This window comes from Acinetobacter sp. GW821-FHT09D10 (assembly GCF_059416285.1).
In genome coordinates this window covers 171,085-190,295 of record NZ_JBWKOW010000007.1, presented here as the reverse complement: position 1 = coordinate 190,295, position 19,211 = coordinate 171,085, and the positions used below count along the sequence as shown (strand labels likewise).

15 protein-coding genes are annotated in these 19,211 nt (G+C 38.9%); 6 read left to right on the top strand and 9 right to left on the bottom strand.

Features of this window, described 5'->3' with window-relative positions; translation table 11 throughout:
* Positions 1–269 precede the first annotated feature (269 nt).
* Together otsB and AC07M3_RS15650 are read left to right on the top strand one after the other, a co-directional pair.
* On the top strand, positions 270–1,121 hold the full coding sequence (gene otsB / locus AC07M3_RS15655) for a trehalose-phosphatase (protein WP_494567711.1): 852 nt from the start codon (positions 270–272) through the stop codon (positions 1,119–1,121).
* Positions 1,109–2,542 (top strand): alpha,alpha-trehalose-phosphate synthase (UDP-forming), encoded by a 1,434-nt coding sequence (locus AC07M3_RS15650; RefSeq protein ID WP_494567710.1) that lies wholly within the window; start codon positions 1,109–1,111, stop codon positions 2,540–2,542. The genes otsB and AC07M3_RS15650 overlap by 13 nt, the downstream gene beginning before the upstream one ends.
* A 69-nt stretch (positions 2,543–2,611) precedes the next feature.
* Here the strand turns inward: AC07M3_RS15650 and AC07M3_RS15645 are convergent, their stop codons facing one another.
* The 7 genes from AC07M3_RS15645 to AC07M3_RS15615 form a co-directional block, all read right to left on the bottom strand.
* Positions 2,612–3,802: an MFS transporter gene (locus AC07M3_RS15645; protein WP_494567735.1), complete on the bottom strand. Its 1,191-nt coding sequence runs from the start codon at positions 3,800–3,802 to the stop codon at positions 2,612–2,614.
* A 289-nt stretch (positions 3,803–4,091) separates the two neighbouring features.
* Positions 4,092–4,556 (bottom strand): heteropolymeric bacterioferritin subunit Ftn, encoded by a 465-nt coding sequence (ftn, locus tag AC07M3_RS15640; protein WP_001214863.1) that lies wholly within the window; start codon positions 4,554–4,556, stop codon positions 4,092–4,094.
* A gap of 252 nt (positions 4,557–4,808) precedes the next feature.
* A complete protein-coding gene (ligA, locus tag AC07M3_RS15635; RefSeq protein WP_494567709.1) occupies positions 4,809–6,848 on the bottom strand; it encodes an NAD-dependent DNA ligase LigA in 2,040 nt (679 codons plus the stop codon).
* Positions 6,849–6,943: 95 nt separating this feature from the next.
* On the bottom strand, positions 6,944–7,963 hold the full coding sequence (locus AC07M3_RS15630; protein WP_494567708.1) for a cell division protein ZipA C-terminal FtsZ-binding domain-containing protein: 1,020 nt from the start codon (positions 7,961–7,963) through the stop codon (positions 6,944–6,946).
* A 1-nt stretch (position 7,964) separates the two neighbouring features.
* Positions 7,965–11,414: a chromosome segregation protein SMC gene (gene smc / locus AC07M3_RS15625; protein ID WP_494567707.1), complete on the bottom strand. Its 3,450-nt coding sequence runs from the start codon at positions 11,412–11,414 to the stop codon at positions 7,965–7,967.
* Positions 11,415–11,424: 10 nt separating this feature from the next.
* Positions 11,425–12,120: a GntR family transcriptional regulator gene (locus AC07M3_RS15620; RefSeq protein ID WP_003653383.1), complete on the bottom strand. Its 696-nt coding sequence runs from the start codon at positions 12,118–12,120 to the stop codon at positions 11,425–11,427.
* A 256-nt stretch (positions 12,121–12,376) separates the two neighbouring features.
* On the bottom strand, positions 12,377–13,180 hold the full coding sequence (locus tag AC07M3_RS15615) for a sulfite exporter TauE/SafE family protein (RefSeq protein WP_494567706.1): 804 nt from the start codon (positions 13,178–13,180) through the stop codon (positions 12,377–12,379).
* Positions 13,181–13,210: 30 nt separating this feature from the next.
* Between AC07M3_RS15615 and AC07M3_RS15610 the strand changes: the two genes are divergently transcribed.
* Together AC07M3_RS15610 and AC07M3_RS15605 are read left to right on the top strand one after the other, a co-directional pair.
* The gene (locus tag AC07M3_RS15610; protein WP_092709275.1) at positions 13,211–13,963 is read left to right on the top strand and encodes a biotin--[acetyl-CoA-carboxylase] ligase; all 753 of its coding nucleotides are present in this window, start codon (positions 13,211–13,213) and stop codon (positions 13,961–13,963) included.
* 14 nt (positions 13,964–13,977) lie between these two features.
* Positions 13,978–14,712 carry a pantothenate kinase gene (locus tag AC07M3_RS15605; RefSeq protein WP_494567705.1) on the top strand — a complete coding sequence of 245 codons (735 nt, stop codon included), beginning with the start codon at positions 13,978–13,980 and terminating at the stop codon, positions 14,710–14,712.
* A gap of 51 nt (positions 14,713–14,763) precedes the next feature.
* Here the strand turns inward: AC07M3_RS15605 and ffh are convergent, their stop codons facing one another.
* The gene (gene ffh, locus AC07M3_RS15600; protein ID WP_307012960.1) at positions 14,764–16,179 is read right to left on the bottom strand and encodes a signal recognition particle protein; all 1,416 of its coding nucleotides are present in this window, start codon (positions 16,177–16,179) and stop codon (positions 14,764–14,766) included.
* Positions 16,180–16,319: 140 nt separating this feature from the next.
* Between ffh and AC07M3_RS15595 the strand changes: the two genes are divergently transcribed.
* Together AC07M3_RS15595 and AC07M3_RS15590 are read left to right on the top strand one after the other, a co-directional pair.
* Positions 16,320–17,129 (top strand): cytochrome C assembly family protein, encoded by an 810-nt coding sequence (locus tag AC07M3_RS15595; protein ID WP_004641527.1) that lies wholly within the window; start codon positions 16,320–16,322, stop codon positions 17,127–17,129.
* 84 nt (positions 17,130–17,213) lie between these two features.
* The gene (locus AC07M3_RS15590; protein ID WP_026056231.1) at positions 17,214–18,158 is read left to right on the top strand and encodes a tRNA dihydrouridine synthase; all 945 of its coding nucleotides are present in this window, start codon (positions 17,214–17,216) and stop codon (positions 18,156–18,158) included.
* Between the two features lie 79 nt (positions 18,159–18,237).
* Here AC07M3_RS15590 and AC07M3_RS15585 read toward each other — a convergent pair whose 3' ends face one another.
* The gene (locus tag AC07M3_RS15585; RefSeq protein WP_307012958.1) at positions 18,238–19,191 is read right to left on the bottom strand and encodes a DUF6160 family protein; all 954 of its coding nucleotides are present in this window, start codon (positions 19,189–19,191) and stop codon (positions 18,238–18,240) included.
* Between the last annotated feature and the right edge of the window lie 20 nt (positions 19,192–19,211).

Genomic DNA, 19,211 nt, shown 5'->3' with positions numbered 1-19,211 from the left:
TGATTTTAGATCACACATTAAAACCCATTAATATTCTGAAATATATTGATAAATAAAACGCGCACTATTAATAGGAAACATACAAAAATTTAATTATCTAAACATTGAAGCCAATCAAAAAACAACATACTCCACACTTCGCCTATAAATCCATTATGCAATGTAATTAATGTTAATACTTATGTTTTTTTATTAAAAGAAATGACTCATCAATTCATTTTAATGTTAGAAGATTAATTATTGATCAAAAAAATATTGGGAAGGCTAATATGAACAGTCAAAGTACAATATCTGATGGGAGAGAGAAAAACACATATTTTGTTACACCCAGTGATATTATAAATACTTTATCCTTAGATAAAAATTACTGCTTATTTTTAGATATTGATGGAACTTTAGCACCATTTAAAATCAATCCTGAGCAGAGTTTAATTCCAAAAACCACATTAGAAATTATAAAAAAAATTATTGAATTAAATATTCCAGTTATTGCTGTAACAGGTCGTGATATAGATACAGCAGGCAAGCTGCTACACCCTATTGAAGTTCCGATCGCAGGTTTACATGGTTTAGATATTTATTTTGGTTCAGATAATTATATTCGACCAGATTTAAGCAGTATTAATTTTAAAAAATTAAAACAAGATATTATAAAATCTTGTGAGAAACATCCTGAACTATTAATTGAAGATAAAGGATATTCTATTGCTTTACATTATCGTAAAAACCCAAACTTAGAAAATAATGCATTTAATATAATGCAGCAAATTAAATCCTTTTACCCCCAATTAAAAATAAATAAGGGAAAATTTATTGTTGAATTAATTCCTGACCAAGCTGATAAAGGTAAAGCAATTCAAACTATATTAAATCATCTTAATTTACCCTCAGCGTTACCTATTTTTATAGGAGATGATTTAACAGATGAATCTGGTTTTATGTGTATTAATCAGCAATCTGGCCTCACCATTAAAGTAGGTTCTGGTGAAACACATGCCAAATATAGATTAAAAGATATCGATGCCGTCGCTAATTTTCTTTTTTTATTTCAAAACAGAATAAAAAACTTATATGTCAAAAATAGCCGAAATCAGAATGGAGAAAAAATATGTCTAAATTAATCGTATTATCGAACCGAATAAGTATGCCATCCGGTAAGGCTTCAGCAGGTGGCCTTGCTGTAGCTGTACAAGATGCATTGAATGATAGCAATGGTATTTGGTTAGGCTGGAATGGTCAGCAAATTATCGATAGCGAAGCGCCAGAATTTGAGCAGGCCTATTCTCAGGGAATTGACTACATCACCTGCCCTCTCACCCATCAACAATACGCGCAATATTACTGTGGTTTTGCAAATAAGGTTCTGTGGCCAGCGATGCATGACCGAGAGGATCTTATTGAATATGATTCGCAAGAATATAATACCTATCAAAAGGTCAATCGATTATTCGCTGAAAAGTTAAAACAGCTGGCTCAGCCTGAAGATATCATCTGGATACATGATTATCATTTTTTTAGTGTAGCCCGTTACTGCCGTGAATTAGGCATGCAAAATAAAATTGGTTTCTTTCTACATATCCCTTTTGCTAGCCTGAACATCTGGCTCAAAATTCCCGTGGCCCGAGAGTTAATTCAAGACTTGAGCCAATATGATGTAATTGGCGTACAAACCCAGATTGATCAAAATGCATGTATGCAAACATGTTTAAGTTTACTTGAAGCTCAGAAAATTCACCGCGACAGTATTAGCTACAAAAAACGTCAAATACTCATTAAATCGTACCCAATTGGCGTTCAGCCAGAACTTATTCAAAAACAAGCGCAACAAGATTTACTAAGCCCTTGTGTGTTTAATTTTGAAGAAATACCTCGTCAAAAAACAATCATTGGGGTTGACCGAATTGATTATTCAAAAGGTTTACTTGAACGTTTTAATGCATTTGCAACCTTCTTAGAAACTAATCCTGAATATCATGGCTTAGTCCGACATCTGCAAGTTGCAACACCGTCACGTACTGATATTGCAGTTTATCAACGTTTATACGAACGTTTTAAGACCAAGCTGGAATTGATCAATGAAGAGTTTGCACATGAAGATTGGAGACCTGTAGATTGTTGCTATGATCCAGTTCAACACCATAATCTCATGCATATTTATCGTCACTCTGATATTTGTTGGATTAGTTCACTACGCGATGGTATGAACCTAGTCGCTAAAGAATATATTGCAGCTCAAGATCCGGAGAATCCGGGTGTTCTCATTTTATCTAAATATGCTGGTGCTGCTGAGCAGATGTCTCAAGCCTTGATTGTTGATCCGCAAGACAGAGCGGCAATGATGGATGCTTTAAAAATGGCTTTAGAGATGTCTAAAGCTGAGCGTATTAATCGTTATCAACAATTGATAGAGGGTTTATCAGCATCTGATCTTACTCATTGGAGAAACGATTTCTTAGATGATTTGGAAAAAACACCAACTTTACTGATGAAACCTCAGCGCTTATTACAAGACAATTATCAATCTATCTATCATGTTTTATAAATCTAAATAAAAGAACATCGAGAAATTAAATTTCTCGATGTTCTTTAGATTGTTTCTATTATTTATAAATTAATTCGCCTTTGCGAGTGTAAAGCGATTAAGTAAAGCAATAATAAATAGTAATACTGCTACACCTGTTAAAACTGTACTTAGACCAGTCCATTCACCAATTAAACCAATTAAAGCTGGTCCACTTAATGAACCTGTATAGGCAATCGTTGATACTAAAGAAAGTGCTGCTGCTTTAGGCATATCGTTTTGTCGACCTACGCGAGAAAACATCACTGGCACAATATTGGAACAGCCTAACCCTAAAAGTGCATAGCCTAATACAACCACTTGCCATACGGGTGCAGTCACAATAACCGCCATACCAATTGCTGCACCAATGGCACTATAAGTTACAACATTTTTTTCACCCCATTGCTTTAGCAAGATATGGCCCATAAAACGTCCAGTCGTCATGCTCAGAGCAAAAAAGGTATAAGCAAGACCAGCAAAGGCTGGATTAAGTTCATACTTACTTGTTAAATAAATACCACCCCAATCCATTGCTGCACCTTCTGATAAAAAGGCAATAAAACACATGATGCCAATAAGCAGAATAATGCCGTTAGGTCGATAGAGTTTTTTAGATGTATCGGCTTCTTGATGTGGCTTTTCATCCTGTTCAAAAGACGTTAAACAAGGAGGAATAGCAACTGCACCAATAACGAGCAAAATCATTACAACAGACAAAGTACTCATTAATGGAGAAAGACCTACTGCCAATAATGCAGTCACCAGCATAGCCCCAGTTAAGCCGCCAAGACTACACATTCCATGGAAGCTAGACATCAGAGCTCGCAGGCTATGTTTTTCAACAACCACTGCCTGTAAATTTATAGCTACCCCAAGACAGCCTGCTGCCGACCCAAACACAAATAATGCTACAGCCATCATCACAATGCTGTTCCACATCGTTAGGCTAGGTAATAACACCATTAACAGCATCAATGCCAACGCAATTAATGGCCGACATCCCCAACGCTTGACTAAAGCACCAGTCGCAGGCATCGCAATCATTGAGCCGATACCCATACAAAGCAAAAGCAAACCAAAATCGGCATGATTGAGGTTTAAACGTTGCTGTGCAAAAGGAATAAGAGGTGCCCAAGCTGCGGTCGCAAAACCTAAGCTAAAAAAGCTTAGTCGTGTTGCAAGACGCTGTGTGCTTAAGAGAGTAGCTGTATCTAAAACAGCAGGTTTGGTAAATAACATATTTCGCGAACTCACCATAAAATCATTGGCGATCCATACCAACCGATTTTCCATAGAAAAACCCTTGCCTCATGAAGTTTCTAGGCAAGGGTTTTGTTGGCGAAATTATATCCAATTTCATAAAAAAAATAGGGGGTGTGATACAATTTTTCTGACTTTTTTGTAACTACCAAAGCCTTATATAGTAAGGCTTTGAATATATTAAATTTGACAAAATTAACATTTAAGCGATGAGTTAGTTTTATTAAAATAAGCCAATAAAAAACCCAGCCTTAGCTGGGTCCTTTTATTAAATTTGAGATTGAATATAGTTTTGTAAGCCAATCAACTCAATTAAACGTAATTGCTTTTCTAACCAGTAGGTATGGTCTTCTTCAGTATCAGATAATTGTTGACGTAACATATCACGGCTAATGTAATCGCCTTTCTCTTCACAGAGTTTGATACCTGTCGCTAATTTTTCACGAACATGATATTCAAGCGCCAAATCAGCTTTTAAACAAGATACAACGTCTGTACCGACATTAATGTCTTCACGATGCATGTTTGGTTTAGCACCTAAAAACAATACACGGCGAATGATCGCATCAGCATGAGAAGCTTCTTCTTGCATCTCATGATCAATACGTTCATAAATTTTATTTAAACCCCAATCTTCGTACATACGAGAATGGATTAGATATTGATCACGGGCAGCCAATTCTCCGCCAATGAGCATATTTAAATAGTCTATGACTTCTGGATTGCCACGCATAATAAATCTCCTATCGTATGAGAACTATTATGGGCAATCTTAAAAATGATTGCAAAGCAAAAAATAGTTAAGTTTATGATTTTTATAAAATTAAAATGAGAAACATACGCATTTGCAGTTTAAGTTAATTAAATTTTCTCTGTAAAAAGAAACGCTTGTCCGATTTGTAAGCTCAGACAAGCGTTAAAATATGACATAAACCATCAATTTATAAATTTGTAACTAAAATCAATGGTTCTTATTTCGGTAGGTTTATTCGCTTAAGGTCTGCCCATAGCTCGCCATAAGTGATAAGAAATCAGTCTCATTCATAACGACAATACCAAGTTTTGCTGCTTTTTCTAATTTAGAACCAGCCTTCTCACCCGCAACAACACATTTGGTTTTACTTGACACACTACCGCTCACGCGCGCGCCTAATGCTTGTAGCATTTGAGTCGCCTGATCACGGGTCATTTGCTCTAATGTGCCTGTTAAAACCCAACTCTCGCCATTTAATGGCTGACGTGTTGGTGCAGTCGGCGCATCCCAATGAATTCCTGCTGCAATTAAACGATCTAGCACTTCAAGGTTATGAGGCGCCAAGAAAAAGTCAGCAATCCATTCTGCGGTAATATCGCCTACATCCGGTGTTTTCTTTAAAGCTTCAACATCGGCAGCTTTTAGGGCTTCTAAAGTTTGGAAAGTATTGGCTAACATTCTGGCAGTAGTTTCACCTACCCCACGAATTCCTAAAGCATAAATAAAACGCGCAAGAGTTGTTTTTTTACTGGCTTCGATGGCATCAATCAGATTTTGTACCGACTTCTCGCCCATTTTTTCAATGCCAAGTAAAGTTTCTCGATGCTCATGTAAATGATAGATATCGGCAACATCTTTGAGTAAATCGAGATGTAATAAAGACTCTACCCAACGATCGCCCAAACCTTCAATATCAAGAGCCTTGCGTGACACGAAATGACGAATGGCTTCAATTCGCTGAGCAGCACAATAAAGACCACCAGAACAACGCGCTAAAGCTTCCCCTTCAGGCATTACAACGGGTGAGGCACAAACAGGACAGCTTTCAGGTAAATGTACAATTTCAGCGTCAGGTGAACGGAATTCCGGCCAGACTTTTTCAACTTTAGGAATAACATCGCCGGTACGGTAAACACTAACTGTATCGCCAACACGTACATCAAGACGATGGATTTCACCAATATTGTGTAAAGTCACATTGGAAACCGTCACACCCCCCACAAATACAGGGTTTAAGCGTGCTACAGGAGTCAAAGTACCTGTACGCCCCACTTGCCAATCAATCTGATCAACCGTAGTTAATGCAGCTTGTGCAGGGAATTTATAAGCAGTTGCCCAACGTGGCTCACGACTTAAAAAACCAAGTTGTTGTTGTTGCTTTAAGTCATCAACCTTTACGACCATTCCATCAATTTCAACTTGTAAATCGGGACGTTCTTGCTGAATTTGCTCGTAGCGTTGTTGTACTTCTTGAATTGAATTACATAGATATTGACGCTCAGCAATTTCAAATCCAAGTTGTGTTAGCCATTGCAGGCTATCATGCATCGTGGTTAAGCCATGATTTGGTTCGCACTGTGCAATACCGTAAGCATAAAATGCTAACGGTCTACCAGCAGCAATATTTGGATCGAGCTGTCTTAAACTACCAGCTGCTGCATTACGTGGGTTCGCAAATGTTTTATCGCCTTTTGCTTCCTGATCGGCATTGAGTTTTTCAAAGCCAGACTTTGGCATGAGCACTTCACCACGTACTTCAAGCAATCGTGGAATTTCAAAATGATCCGAATGCAACACTTTAGGCAAGTTGCGAATTGTTTTAACGTTCTGGGTAATGTCTTCTCCGGTTTCTCCGTCACCACGTGTAACCCCACGGAGTAACACACCGTTTTCATACCAAAGCGAAATCGCAAGACCATCGAGTTTTAGTTCTACTTCATATTGTACTTTTTGATTGGGCAAACGCTCTTCGACACGGCGTGCAAATGCAAACAAGTCTTCCTGATTAAAAACATTCCCCAAAGAAAGCATAGGAACTACATGGGTCACACTTTGAAATTTAGAGAGTGCTTGTCCGCCTACCTTTGTAGTTGGAGAATCTGATTGAATCTGTTCTGGATATTGCTCTTCTAAAGCTTTTAACTGGTGAAATAAATGATCATATTCACTGTCCGAGATTGTCGGCTGATCCATCACATAATATGCATGGTTATGCTTTGCAATCAGTTGAATAAGCTGACGCATCTGTTCGATCACGGAAGTTGTTGCCATTATGTTATTCACCATAAAAAAAGGGTGGAAATTTCTCCACCCTGAACTGCGACTAGATATGTTGCAATTATCGCAACGAATGTAAAAAATTAAAACTAGGCGGTCGCCTGTGCCGGACGATAATCAATCACATGATGACGCCAGTGCTCTTTTAACTGTGGTGTAAATTCAAGATTATTCTCATCATAAACTTTGCCATCAATTTCACGAGCAATTAAACCTGCAATACTCGCCATCATGTCAAAACCAGTTACAGCTTTACTGTTTGGAAGCGCAAGGAAAAATGCCAACCCTTGGACTTGTTCAGTAGATAAGGTTTCAAGATCAAACCCAGCTGGTCCATTGTCAGTCATACGCAGTACTGAAAACATAAGTACGCTCGGCTCATCAGTATTTTCATAGCGATGGAAACATGACATTTCGCCATAACGTAAACCGTATTTCAGCAGTACTTTAAGTGCTTTATCACCAGACAACGCGCGACGAGGGTTCGGATAGACATTTAACGCAATAATCTGCTCAGCCATCGCTAATGCACTTTCATCATCATAGCGCTGCTGTTCATGTAAATGCACATCCAGAATATTACTCTCACCTTCAAATTCAGCAATTTCGGCAGTTTCAATATTTGGATTCAAACTTAACTCAGGCTCAGCCTTTTCGCTTTCAGGTTCCAAGCTTTCTTCCGATTTGACAGAAACCGTATCAACCAACTCAACTGAACGATCTATGTTAATGGTAGAGCTTTTTACAGTTTCTTCAGATTTAATTTCATCTGGAGACGTTTCAACAACTGGTTGAATTTGTTCGGCCGAAATTGATTTAGTTGGTTCTACAGCCAAAGTTTCTGTTTGTTTTGTTTCACTGACTTGTAACGCCGCATTTAAAGTCGGTTCTACTCGCTCTGCGCTAATCGCCGATACACCCTCGGCTTCAGCTTGCTCAAGCTGATCTCTCACATGCCTAGGTATAACTGGCTGATTACTATCAGGATTAATATGCAAATCACTGTCTAATGAGGGTTCAGCATGGTTTGACTTTTTTAAAATCATTTTTAAGCCAATTAGCATAATAATAATGGCGACAACGATGCCAATAATCGTATTGATTTCCATTCTATGACTCCGAAACTAACCCGTATTCTTTTGCCTGTTCTAAATCGACAGTGACTAATTTTGATGTACCCGGTTCAGGCATGGTCACACCCAACAAATCAGTTGCCATGGTCATCGCCAGCTTATTATGTGTAATGTAAATGAATTGTACATGTTCAGAAAGCTCTTTTACCAAATTACAATATCTCTGAACATTCGCATCATCAAGTGGTGCGTCCACTTCATCTAACACACAAAACGGTGCCGGATTCAATCTAAAAATCGCAAATACTAATGCTAAAGCTGTTAAAGCCTTTTCTCCACCGGAAAGTAATGCTAGAGAACTATTTTTCTTACCCGGCGGTCTAGCCATCAGTTTAACACCAGATTGCCAGTCATCTTCAAGACTTAAACTTGCTTCACCACCATTAAAGACCTTTGGAAACAGATTTTGCAATTCTTGATTAATCTGATCAAACGTTGCCATAAACAACTTACGTGTTTCCTGATCAATGCTTTTCATCGCATCTTTTAGTTGAGTTACCGTATTTTCCAGATCTTGAATCTGGTGACTCAACTCATCAAACCGCTGGGAAACTTCTTCAAACTCTTGTGAAGCAGCAAGATTAACCGCACCGATTTTTTCAAATTGTTTCTGTACTTTTTCCAGTTTTTGCTGGTGCTCGGTTAAGTCGATTTGTAAGCCCTTTTGGAGCTCAGCATTTAGCTCTTTAAGCTGTTCTTGGTAATGTTCACGATCTGACTTAGCTGCTTGCCATGCCAAACGTTTCGTTTCAAGTTGTTCTCTGAGCTGCTCATCTTTTTGTTGATACTGATGGCGCTGATCTGTCAGGGTTTGTTGTTTCTCCTGCACACTATTTAATTCAAGCTGCCATTCATTCCAGTTCTTTTGCAACTTTTCAGTTTGAGCAAATTGTTGCTGAAATTCGGACTCAAGATTTGGCAACTCTAACTGAATAGGATCAACAAATTTTTTCGCCTGTTCCATTTGAGCATTAATTTGCTGATATTGGCTCTGCAAGAACGAAATATCTTTTTCAAGCAACTCGATCTGTTGAGTCGTTTGCGTACTGTTACGACGTAAAATTTCACGTTCTTGTTGTTGCTGATGCAGAGCTTGTTGTTGTTCCTCTAGTTGCTCTGTTAACTCTTCTACCCGAAATTGCAATGTTTTATAGTCAGGTAAAATGGTTTCAAGCTTGATTGCTAGCGCATGTAAATCAATCTCCAGATCATCTTTTTGCATCGCATCTTCTTCAAGTTGCATATCTAACTGACTGAGTTGATCTTTCAATTGCTGTTTTTGCAGTAAAAATGCTTGTGCAGCGGTTTGCTGTTTAGCAATTTGCACATCAAGCTGTTGTAAGTCTTTTTGTTTTTGTTTAACAACTTGCTGTTTCTGTTGCACATCAGACTGCAACTGCCCTAGTTCATCTTTTTGCTGAACTACAATTTGATCTAATGTTTGTAATTCGGGTTGTTGCTTTTCAAGAACTTGTTCAATTTCATCTAAACGAATGCGATGACTGAGGATCCCTTGTGCACTTTGACTCTCGTCATCATACATAAGAGCAATGACCCAATCCTGCCCAACATGATAACCATCTAAAGTCAAAATAGACTGACCATGTTGCAGTTGCTTTTGCTCATTTAAAGCATGGGCCAAATCTTGTGCAATCGCTACATTCGAAAAAATTGATAGCTTTGGAGATTCAATCCAGTCATTTAAACAAGCTAAGTTTTGCTTAAATTGATTTATTTGCTCTGAAGGTTTTAACTGACGGGAAACTCCTTCTTGAAAAGCTTGTTCAGCTTCCAGAATATGAGCTTGCAACCATTTTGCTAAAAACTTTTCAATAATCTGCGCATGCAGTTTTCCCTGCTCTGTTAATTGCAAAGCCTGCATTAAACGTAGAGTATCTTGATGTTGCTTTGGGCTTTGCTTAGCAACAAGCTGGCTTAAATTCTTCTGTTCAGATAACAAAACCTGTATTTCTGTTTTCAGGCTTTGCTGCTGATTTCTGCTTACCTGATGTTGCTGTTGAGATTGCTCTAAACGCTGTGAAAGCTGCTCAATTTCAGTCTCAAGTGTCACAATTTCCCGACAAAGCTGCTGTTGCAGTTGCTCAAGCTCATCCTGCTCATCTTCATGAACATGCGATTGAATCTGACTTGATTGATGTTGCAACGTTTCTTTTTGCTGCTCAATTCTTAAAACATTTTTGCCTAACTGCTCAATTTGGGCAGACATTTGCATTTTTTGCTGCTGTTGTTTTTCAACCTGAGCTTTTACTTGTTCAAACTGTTGTTGTGCTTGTTTTTGCTGGGATTGTAAATCAGCAAAGTTTTGTTCAGCTTCCGTTGCAGTATGCTCAATTGCAGTTAAGGCTTCAGTTTGTTCATCTAACTGATTATTCAACGTTTCAAGTTGCAATTCAGAAAGCTGTAAACGTTCTTTAGTTTGGAATCTTTGCTGTTCTAATTGAACGAGAGTCGTACTGTTTTGCTGGTATAAACTCTGTTTTTGTTCCAGAGTCATTTTCAGTTCAGATAGTTTTTTTTCAGCTTGCTGCCATTCGTGTTGTAGTGGTGAAGATTGCTGAATGAGTCGCTGAAATAAAGCACTAGTTGCTTCCAAATCATGTTCAATCGTACTTAACTCAGAGCGAACCAATTTAAAAGTTTCGCCCAGTTCATTCATTTGAACTGTATATTCTTCTTGTAAGCGTACGCTTTTATCTGCCTGAAAAGATAAAATTTCAATCTTAAGCGTACGAATCTGACCTTCTAAAGTTTTATATTGAACTGCCGCTTCGGATTGGCGTTTAAGCGTCTTAAGCTGCGATTTTAACTCGAGGGCAATATCTTCTAAACGTGAAAGGTTTTGCTCAGTATGTTCAAGATGTTGCAAAGTTTCGCGTCGACGAGCTTGATAGCGTGAAACGCCTGCTGCCTCTTCAATAAAGATACGCATTTCTTCAGGCTTGGCATCAACCAGACGGTTAATCATGCCCTGTTCAATCACCGCATAAGAACGTGGTCCCAACCCTGTTCCCAAGAAAATATCGGTAATATCACGACGGCGACAACGTGTGCCATTTAAGAAATATTCGGATTTTCCTTCACGGGTGACCTGACGACGAACAGCTAACTCATTATAAGCATTATAGGATCCACCTAACTTGCCATACGTATTATCAAAACGTAGCTCAACACTCGCCACACCAACTGGCTTGCGTTTGGAAGTTCCTGTGAAAATAACATCTTGCATGCTACCACCACGCAGTTGACGAGCATTTGATTCACCCATCACCCAACGAATGGCATCAATTACATTTGATTTGCCACAACCATTTGGACCAACCACTGCTGTGCGGTTAGCCTTAAAATTTAAAGTTGTACTATCTGCAAAAGATTTAAAGCCGGAAAGTTTTAAACTGCTTAAACGCATAATGCCCTAACTAGCGGCGTGAGCGTCTTGCCCAGGCCAATTCAATCTGTTTCATTCGTGTCAGCGATTCCAACACAAGGTTACGTAAGTGTCGACAAAAATCTTCCATAAATAAAGCGGCTTGTTGTGATTTTCGGATCAAAATTGCATCAATCACGAGTTTAAATAATGCAAATGCTTCTTGTAGTTCTCGTTTAGATGTATTTAAGGTCAAAAAATAACTACGACGTAATGAAGGCAATAACTCTTTATAGAATTTCATTAGATAAGGATTTCCGACCATATCTTGCTGTTCAGCCAGATATTGGAAAACACCATCATAAAATTTCTCGATATCTCCTGCTTTTACATGCTCAAGAAGTTGTTCTAACAATAACTGTAATTGATCTGCTTCATGTGCCCGCCATGTTTCACTTATTCGCTGAACAATATGCCCCAATAACATCATGTTTGTGTCAAACAGTGCTTTAACCTGCTGTGCAGACATTTCTGAAACAATTGCCCCACGGCGTGGAAATATCTCAATTAAATGAGTACGCTCTAATAATAACAATGCTTCACGAACTGATCCTCGGCTCACGTCAAGCTCTTTAGCAATACGTAGTTCTTGAATACGTTCGCCTTCAACCAGCTCGCCACTAATGATCTGTTCGCTAATATATTTGACAATTTGCTCAGAAAGACTTTCTGTCTCTTCGAGATTCATAAATCACCCGCTACTTTTTATATGCATTAATCCATGATTTTCTTTCGCATCCTTGTTTTTAACTGATCCCATCGATTAAAAACTATGTCATTGTCTGACAATTTCATTGCATTTTAAGCCAACCCATTTTAAAACAACACCAAAATCGGATGAATAAAAGCCCCGAATGTTATTATATTATTTAATAAAAAAAGCTCGAATTTCTAAAAATTCAAGCTCTTACATCGTAGTTTTCTTAAGGTTAATATTTTATTCTCTAGTGCATAATGCCTTTATAAATAAAATAACTACCTACCACGACTAACAAACAGGCAAAGCATTTTTTTAACATTTGCGGTGACAATGCATGAGCGACTTTTGCTCCAAACTTGGCTGTAATAAAACTCATAATACTAATGCCGATAAAAGCATAGATGTGCACATAACCAATCGTGTTAGGTACAGAGATGTGTTCTTTAGCACCAAACCACATGAAGCCAATTGCACCCGCAATTGCAATAGGTAAACCACAAGCAGCAGAAGTTGCGACTGCTTTTTGCATAACGATGCCATGACGGTTTAAATACGGTACGGTTAGGCTTCCTCCCCCAATTCCAAAAATTGCAGAGGCAACACCAATTCCGCCACCTGCTATCACTTGCATAGATGCTGAAGGAAGCTGACGTGTTGAATCAACTACAACATGGGCACCTTTAAACATACGATAAGCCATGAAAACAGCAAAAATCCCTATAAGAAGTTGCAAATGTTGACCAGACATCAGATCAGCAATACCAGCACCCAAAAATGAACCAATAATGAGCCCGGGTGCTAAATTACGAAAAACTGGCCAAAGTACAGCTCCTTTTTTATGGTGAGCCGACACCGAACTAAAGGACGTTACAATAATGGTCGCAAGTGATGTTCCTACTGCAATATGCATGATTACCGCAGGGTCATAGTGTAACTGGGTAAAAACGACATAGAGGATTGGTACAATAATTAATCCACCACCAACCCCAAACAATCCGGCAGTAAAACCAGCAATTGCGCCAATGAGTAAATATATGATTAACTCCATAAATGTTTTACCACTCTGCTCATATTCAACATGGATTTAGAGACTCGCCAACTACAACAACTTTTAAGCGCAAAAAACCAGCTTCCAGAAGTGGTTTTATTAAAAGCAACCACAACTTCGACCAATGATGATATTCGTGAAATTGCCCAAAAAGGCATTACAACAGGCTTGGTTTGCAGTGCTCAACAAACTCAAGGGCGAGGTCAACATCAACGGCAATGGATTTCACCTGAAGGAAACATTTATTTAAGCACATTGGTGCAAACTCGAACACCCTTAGATGGGCGCTTAGCACTTGAAGTTGCTCTAAATATTTTGCAAATCCCTCAATTACAGCCTCTAAGCTTACAAGTAAAATGGCCAAATGATTTATATAGTGCGCAAGGTAAATGGGGTGGAATTTTAGTTGAACCCCTTTCGCAACATCAGGCTATAGTAGGTGTGGGCATTAATTTAAAAACGCCACCCGTAACCGACAGTGATCAGCCGATTACCTCTTTAGAAGATTTAGGTCTAGAGCAAAACAGCCGTCTTGAGTTAGTTTCAGAGCTGTATATCGCTATTCAAAATGCAGCTCGCTGGTTCGATCATGGCTGCTACAACTTAGCTGGCCGTTTTAATCATCATGCCGCATGGATTAATCAATTCGTGCAGTTTGAGCATAGCCAAGGACTAGTAGAAGGTCGTTTTGTTGGAATTTCCAATGATGGAGCCGTCATACTTGAAACTCCAGAACCTAAACAGTTTTATCAAGGTCGTTTAAGACCACAGATCAATCAATAAACAGGTGTTTCTCCATGAAAAGTTTATGGCTCGATATCGGGAACACTCGTTTAAAATACTGGATTACTGAAAATCACAAAACTATTGAACATGCTGCAGAACTGCATTTGCAATCCCCTGCCGATCTACTACTTGGGTTAATTCAACACTTTAAACATCAAGGCCTACATCGAATTGGAGTGTCATCCGTCTTAGATGCCGAGAATAATCAACGTATTCAACAAATTCTAAAATGGCTTGAAATTCCTGTTGTTTTTGCAAAAGTTCATGCTGAATATGCTGAGTTAAAGTGTGGCTATGAGGTACCCAGTCAGCTCGGAATTGACCGCTGGTTACAAGTACTTGCTGTGGCTCAGGCTAATGAAAACTATTGTATTATTGGATGTGGAACAGCTTTAACGATTGATTTAACGCAAGGCAAACAACATTTAGGCGGGTACATTTTACCCAACCTTTATCTGCAACGCGATGCACTTATTCAAAATACAAAAGGCATTAAAATTCCTGACTCAGCTTTTGATAATCTAAATCCTGGTAATAACACCGTAGATGCAGTCCATCACGGTATTTTGTTAGGCCTTATTAGTACTATCGAAAATATTATGCAGCAATCTCCGAAAAAACTGCTTCTTACTGGTGGAGATGCGCTTGTTTTTGCCAAGTTCTTGAAAAAATATAATCCAGTCGTAGAAACTGACCTTTTGCTCAAAGGATTACAACAATATATTGCTCATTATCCTAAAGACTAAAATGTAGGGCAAAATAAAAGGCGCTATATGCGCCTTTTATATTTTATCAGCTTATTTCTTTTGGTCGTTGTTGCCAAAGAGTGGTCCCATTCCGCCGCCACCGCCGCCGCCAAATTGTTTTTGCATATTGCCTAATGAACGCATCATTTTGCTCATACCAGATGGATTCGCAAACTTCTTCATCATTTTAGCCATTTGTGCTTGTTGCTTAATGAGTTTATTCACTTCAGCAACATCCATACCACAACCAGCTGCAATACGTTTTTTACGGCTTGGGTTCATCAGGTCCGGATTACGGCGTTCTTTAACGGTCATCGACTGGATAATAGCTTCCATTTTCTTGACCTGTTTTTCAGGATTCGCTTGCTCAATCGCCTGCTGAATTCCTGCACCGCTCATGCCAGGCAACTTATCTAAGAAGCCCATCATGCCGCCCATATTTTTCATTTGCTCAAATTGCATCAGCATATCTTCAAAGTTGAAGCTGCCGCCTTTTTGCAATTTTTTAGCCATTTTTTCGGCTTTTTCTTTGTCGATTTTACGTTCAACTTCCTCGACTAAAGAAAGTACGTCACCCATGCCTAAAATACGTTGAGCAACACGGTCTGGGTGGAATGGTTCTAAAGCATCAAGCTTCTCACCCATACCCAAGAACTTGATTGGCTTACCCGTAATTGCACGCACAGAAAGCGCTGCACCACCACGTGCATCACCATCAGTTTTAGTGAGAATCACACCTGTAAGTGCCAATGCATCATTAAAGGCTTTAGCTGTATTTGCAGCATCCTGACCTGTCATGGCATCAACCACGAACAAAGTTTCAGTTGGCTTAACAGCGGCATGTAATTCTTTAATTTCGTCCATCATGTCTGCATCGACATGTAAACGACCTGCGGTATCGACAATCAATACATCAGCAAATTGGATTTTTGCCTGTTCAATTGCACGATTAACGATATCAATTGGCTTTTCAGAAGCATCTGAAGGAATAAAACCAGCACCAACTTCGTTAGAGACAGTTTCTAACTGCTTAATCGCTGCTGGACGGTAAACGTCCGCAGAAACCGTCATTACTTTTTTCTTTTGACGCTCTTTTAAGAAACGTGCCAACTTAGCGGCAGTTGTCGTTTTACCCGCACCTTGTAAACCAGCAAGTAATACAACAACGGGAGGCTTAGCACTTAAATCAAGTGTTTCATTCGCCTCACCCATCATCTTGGTGAGTTCGTCATAGACAATTTTTACAAATGCCTGGCCTGGCGATAACTGAGTCATCACTTCCTGGCCCAATGCCTCTTCCTTAACTTTCGCGATAAATTCACGAGTTACAGGTAACGCGACATCGGCTTCAAGAAGTGCCATACGTACTTCACGTAAGGTATCTTTAATATTGTCTTCGGTCAGCTGCCCTGAGCCAGTAACATTTCTTAAACTCTGTGTGAGTCGTTCTGTTAAGGTATCAAACATTGCAAAATCCGCTTAAAATGGCTAGTTGCAAAAAAATCTTTCTCGAAATAGAAAATTTATGCATAGAATGCTATAGGATACTTTAGTTCGCAGCGAATTTATATCTTATATAGATGAATTAATCCTGAAAAAGGTTTGACATGATTAGCCTCCCCTTGGTTTACACAATTTTGGCACTCATTGCATATACCACTTCTTTCTGGTATCTGTTTATTCGTTTAATGTCAAAACGTGAACCAAACCCATGGTTATTTGCTGTTGTTGCAACTTTGGCACTCCTGTTGCACGGCACAGTTTTATGCCACGCCATGCTGACACCAGCCGGAATTAACTACGATGTTTTTAATTTAGTATCTTTTACATCGTGGCTTATGCTGTTGTTAAGTTTAATTTTTAGTATTTTTCGCCCCATTGTACCGTTAAACTTGTTAGGCATTCCTGTAGCAGCTATTGGCCTAATTTTAGGTTTTGCATTCAGCCGACCCGATCAATTTATTGAACAGCATTCCCTAGGCCTTGATGTCCATATCATTCTGTCTTTATCTGCCTATGCAGTTTTACTGATGGCAACCATTCACGCTATTTTGCTGTGGTTCCAAAATCGTGAACTCAAAAAGAAACAAAAAAAACGCTTTTGGGTCAATTTACTCCCATCAATTCAGGCGATGGAATCTTTGTTATTTGACCTCATCATTACTGGTTTTATTCTATTAACAATTGCACTCGCTTTTGGTTTCTTGACTATCGATAGCTTCTTTGCCCAACATCTCGCTCATAAAACCGTATTTAGTATTATTTCCTGGTTTATCTATGGATCATTATTGATTGGCCATTACAAACTCGGATGGCGAGGACAAAAGGCCATTCGTTTTACCTTAATCGGTTTTGTGCTTTTAGCCATTGGCTTTATTGGTAGTAAATTTGTGCTTGAAATGATTTTGGGTCTCTAAATTAATTAAAATTTCATCGATACTAGACAGCGTTATACATATCCCGTATAACGCTGTTTTCTTTTTGCTCAGGTGACACAGACTGTGAAACTCATACTCGCTCCAATGGAAGGTTTAACTGACCCGATCATGCGGGATACACTCACATCTGTTGGTCATTTCGACTGGTGTGTGACCGAGTTTATTCGAGTTACAGACAGCATTTTGCCAGACCATATCTACTATAGTTTTTGTCCAGAATTAAAAAATGACGGTAAAACGGCGGCTGGGACACCAGTCCATGTCCAGTTCTTAGGTAACAATCCAGATATGCTGGCAGCAAATGCAGCGAAAGTTGTTGAGCTTGGTGCGCCAGCAATTGATCTAAATTTCGGTTGTCCCGCAAAAACGGTAAACCGACACCGAGGCGGCTCTGTTCTTCTTGATGAACCTGATGTTGTACATATGCTGATTAAAGCGGTAAGAGATGCGGTACCTCCTCATATTCCTGTTTCAGCAAAAATGCGTTTAGGTTATCTAGATGAAAATCACACCATGGAAAATGCCCATGCTGTTGAAGATGCTGGTGCAAGTTGGTTGACAGTTCACGCTCGTACTAAAGCAGATGGTTATACGCCGCCTGCTTATTGGGAAAAAATTCTTCCCATTAAAGAAGCATTAAAAATTAATGTAATTGCCAACGGTGAAATCTGGACCAATGCTGATGCTAGAGCCTGTCAGCAACAATCTGGCTGTGAAGATTTAATGATTGGGCGTGGTGCTGTGACTACCCCAGACTTAACACAATGCATTCGTGAAAATATGAATGAGGCATTATTCAGTTGGGAACAACTTGTTGACTTACAAATTCGCTTTTTAAATGGTCAAGCAAAAACAGAAATTGGCATGGTTGGTCGTTATAAACAATGGTTAGGCATGATGACTAAAGCCTACCCACAAGCTAAAAACTTATGGGATCAAGTTAAGCGTATTAAAGCTTTGGATGAAATTGTTCAACAATTAGAACACACCAGATCAGAAAACATTTAACTGAATATAGTTATAAAAAGAGGGCGATTATTTTCATAAGCGCCCTCTTTCGTATTTCAGGTTAAGCTATTATTCTTTTTTAAAAGCCACTTACTTTCATTTTAAAGTCAGTTACAGAAACGCCAGTGACACCAAAACTCCCCATAGAACCATTAGGCAAGTTATTAAACGTTGTTGTATTTTGAGTACCCATATTTCCTAAAGTGACATTGTTAAGTGAAGCATCGAACTTACTCGACACGCCGTTATTACCAAAAGTTAATCCAGTTGGATCAACACCTGCATAGAAACCATCAAGCACAAAACCTGTTGAGGTATTTGTGCCTGCAAATTTAAATCCAAATGTAGCACCCGTATTATCGGACACTAAAGTAATTGGACAACCCGCAGCAGCAGAACAAATAGATTGAATTGCCCCTCCAAATTTAACCATAACGGATTGAGCCGCATGACCAAGCTGGATATTTAAACGAGGTTTATTGGTTTGTACAAAGTTAATATCTAGATTCCCAGTAGAACGAATGATTTCTTTTACACCCGTATTTACTGTCGTTCCCGAACTAAAAATTGATTTTGGCGCATAACTCGTTAATGCATAATCGGATGGACTAGATAAAGATGCACTTGGGGCTAAATAAACTGAAAAAGGTAAAAGTCGAATACCGTTTACATCATTGCCCATAGACACAGCTAAATTTAAAAAAGGGTTTCCACCACCCGCATCAGTATCCATTACGATATTAAAAGAAGGATTACTAGATACCGCAGCTTTAATAAACTCTATGCCAGGAACTGGATTAGTAGAATTCCCTGCAATAACAAAGCCAGCCTTACTATTATACGAAGTTGAGGCTATACCGTTTGTATCAATCAGGGCGACTTGATTAAATTGAACTTTATCGGCTTGAATACCTAGTGTTAAGCCATTTTGGCCTGTCGTCGCTGCAAGACTTTGATCATCCAAAGGCTGCATTGCAAAAACACTTGAACTACTGGCAAGTAACAACCAGCACCCTATATTTTTATTCTTCATGTCGCTCTAATCCTTAAGAG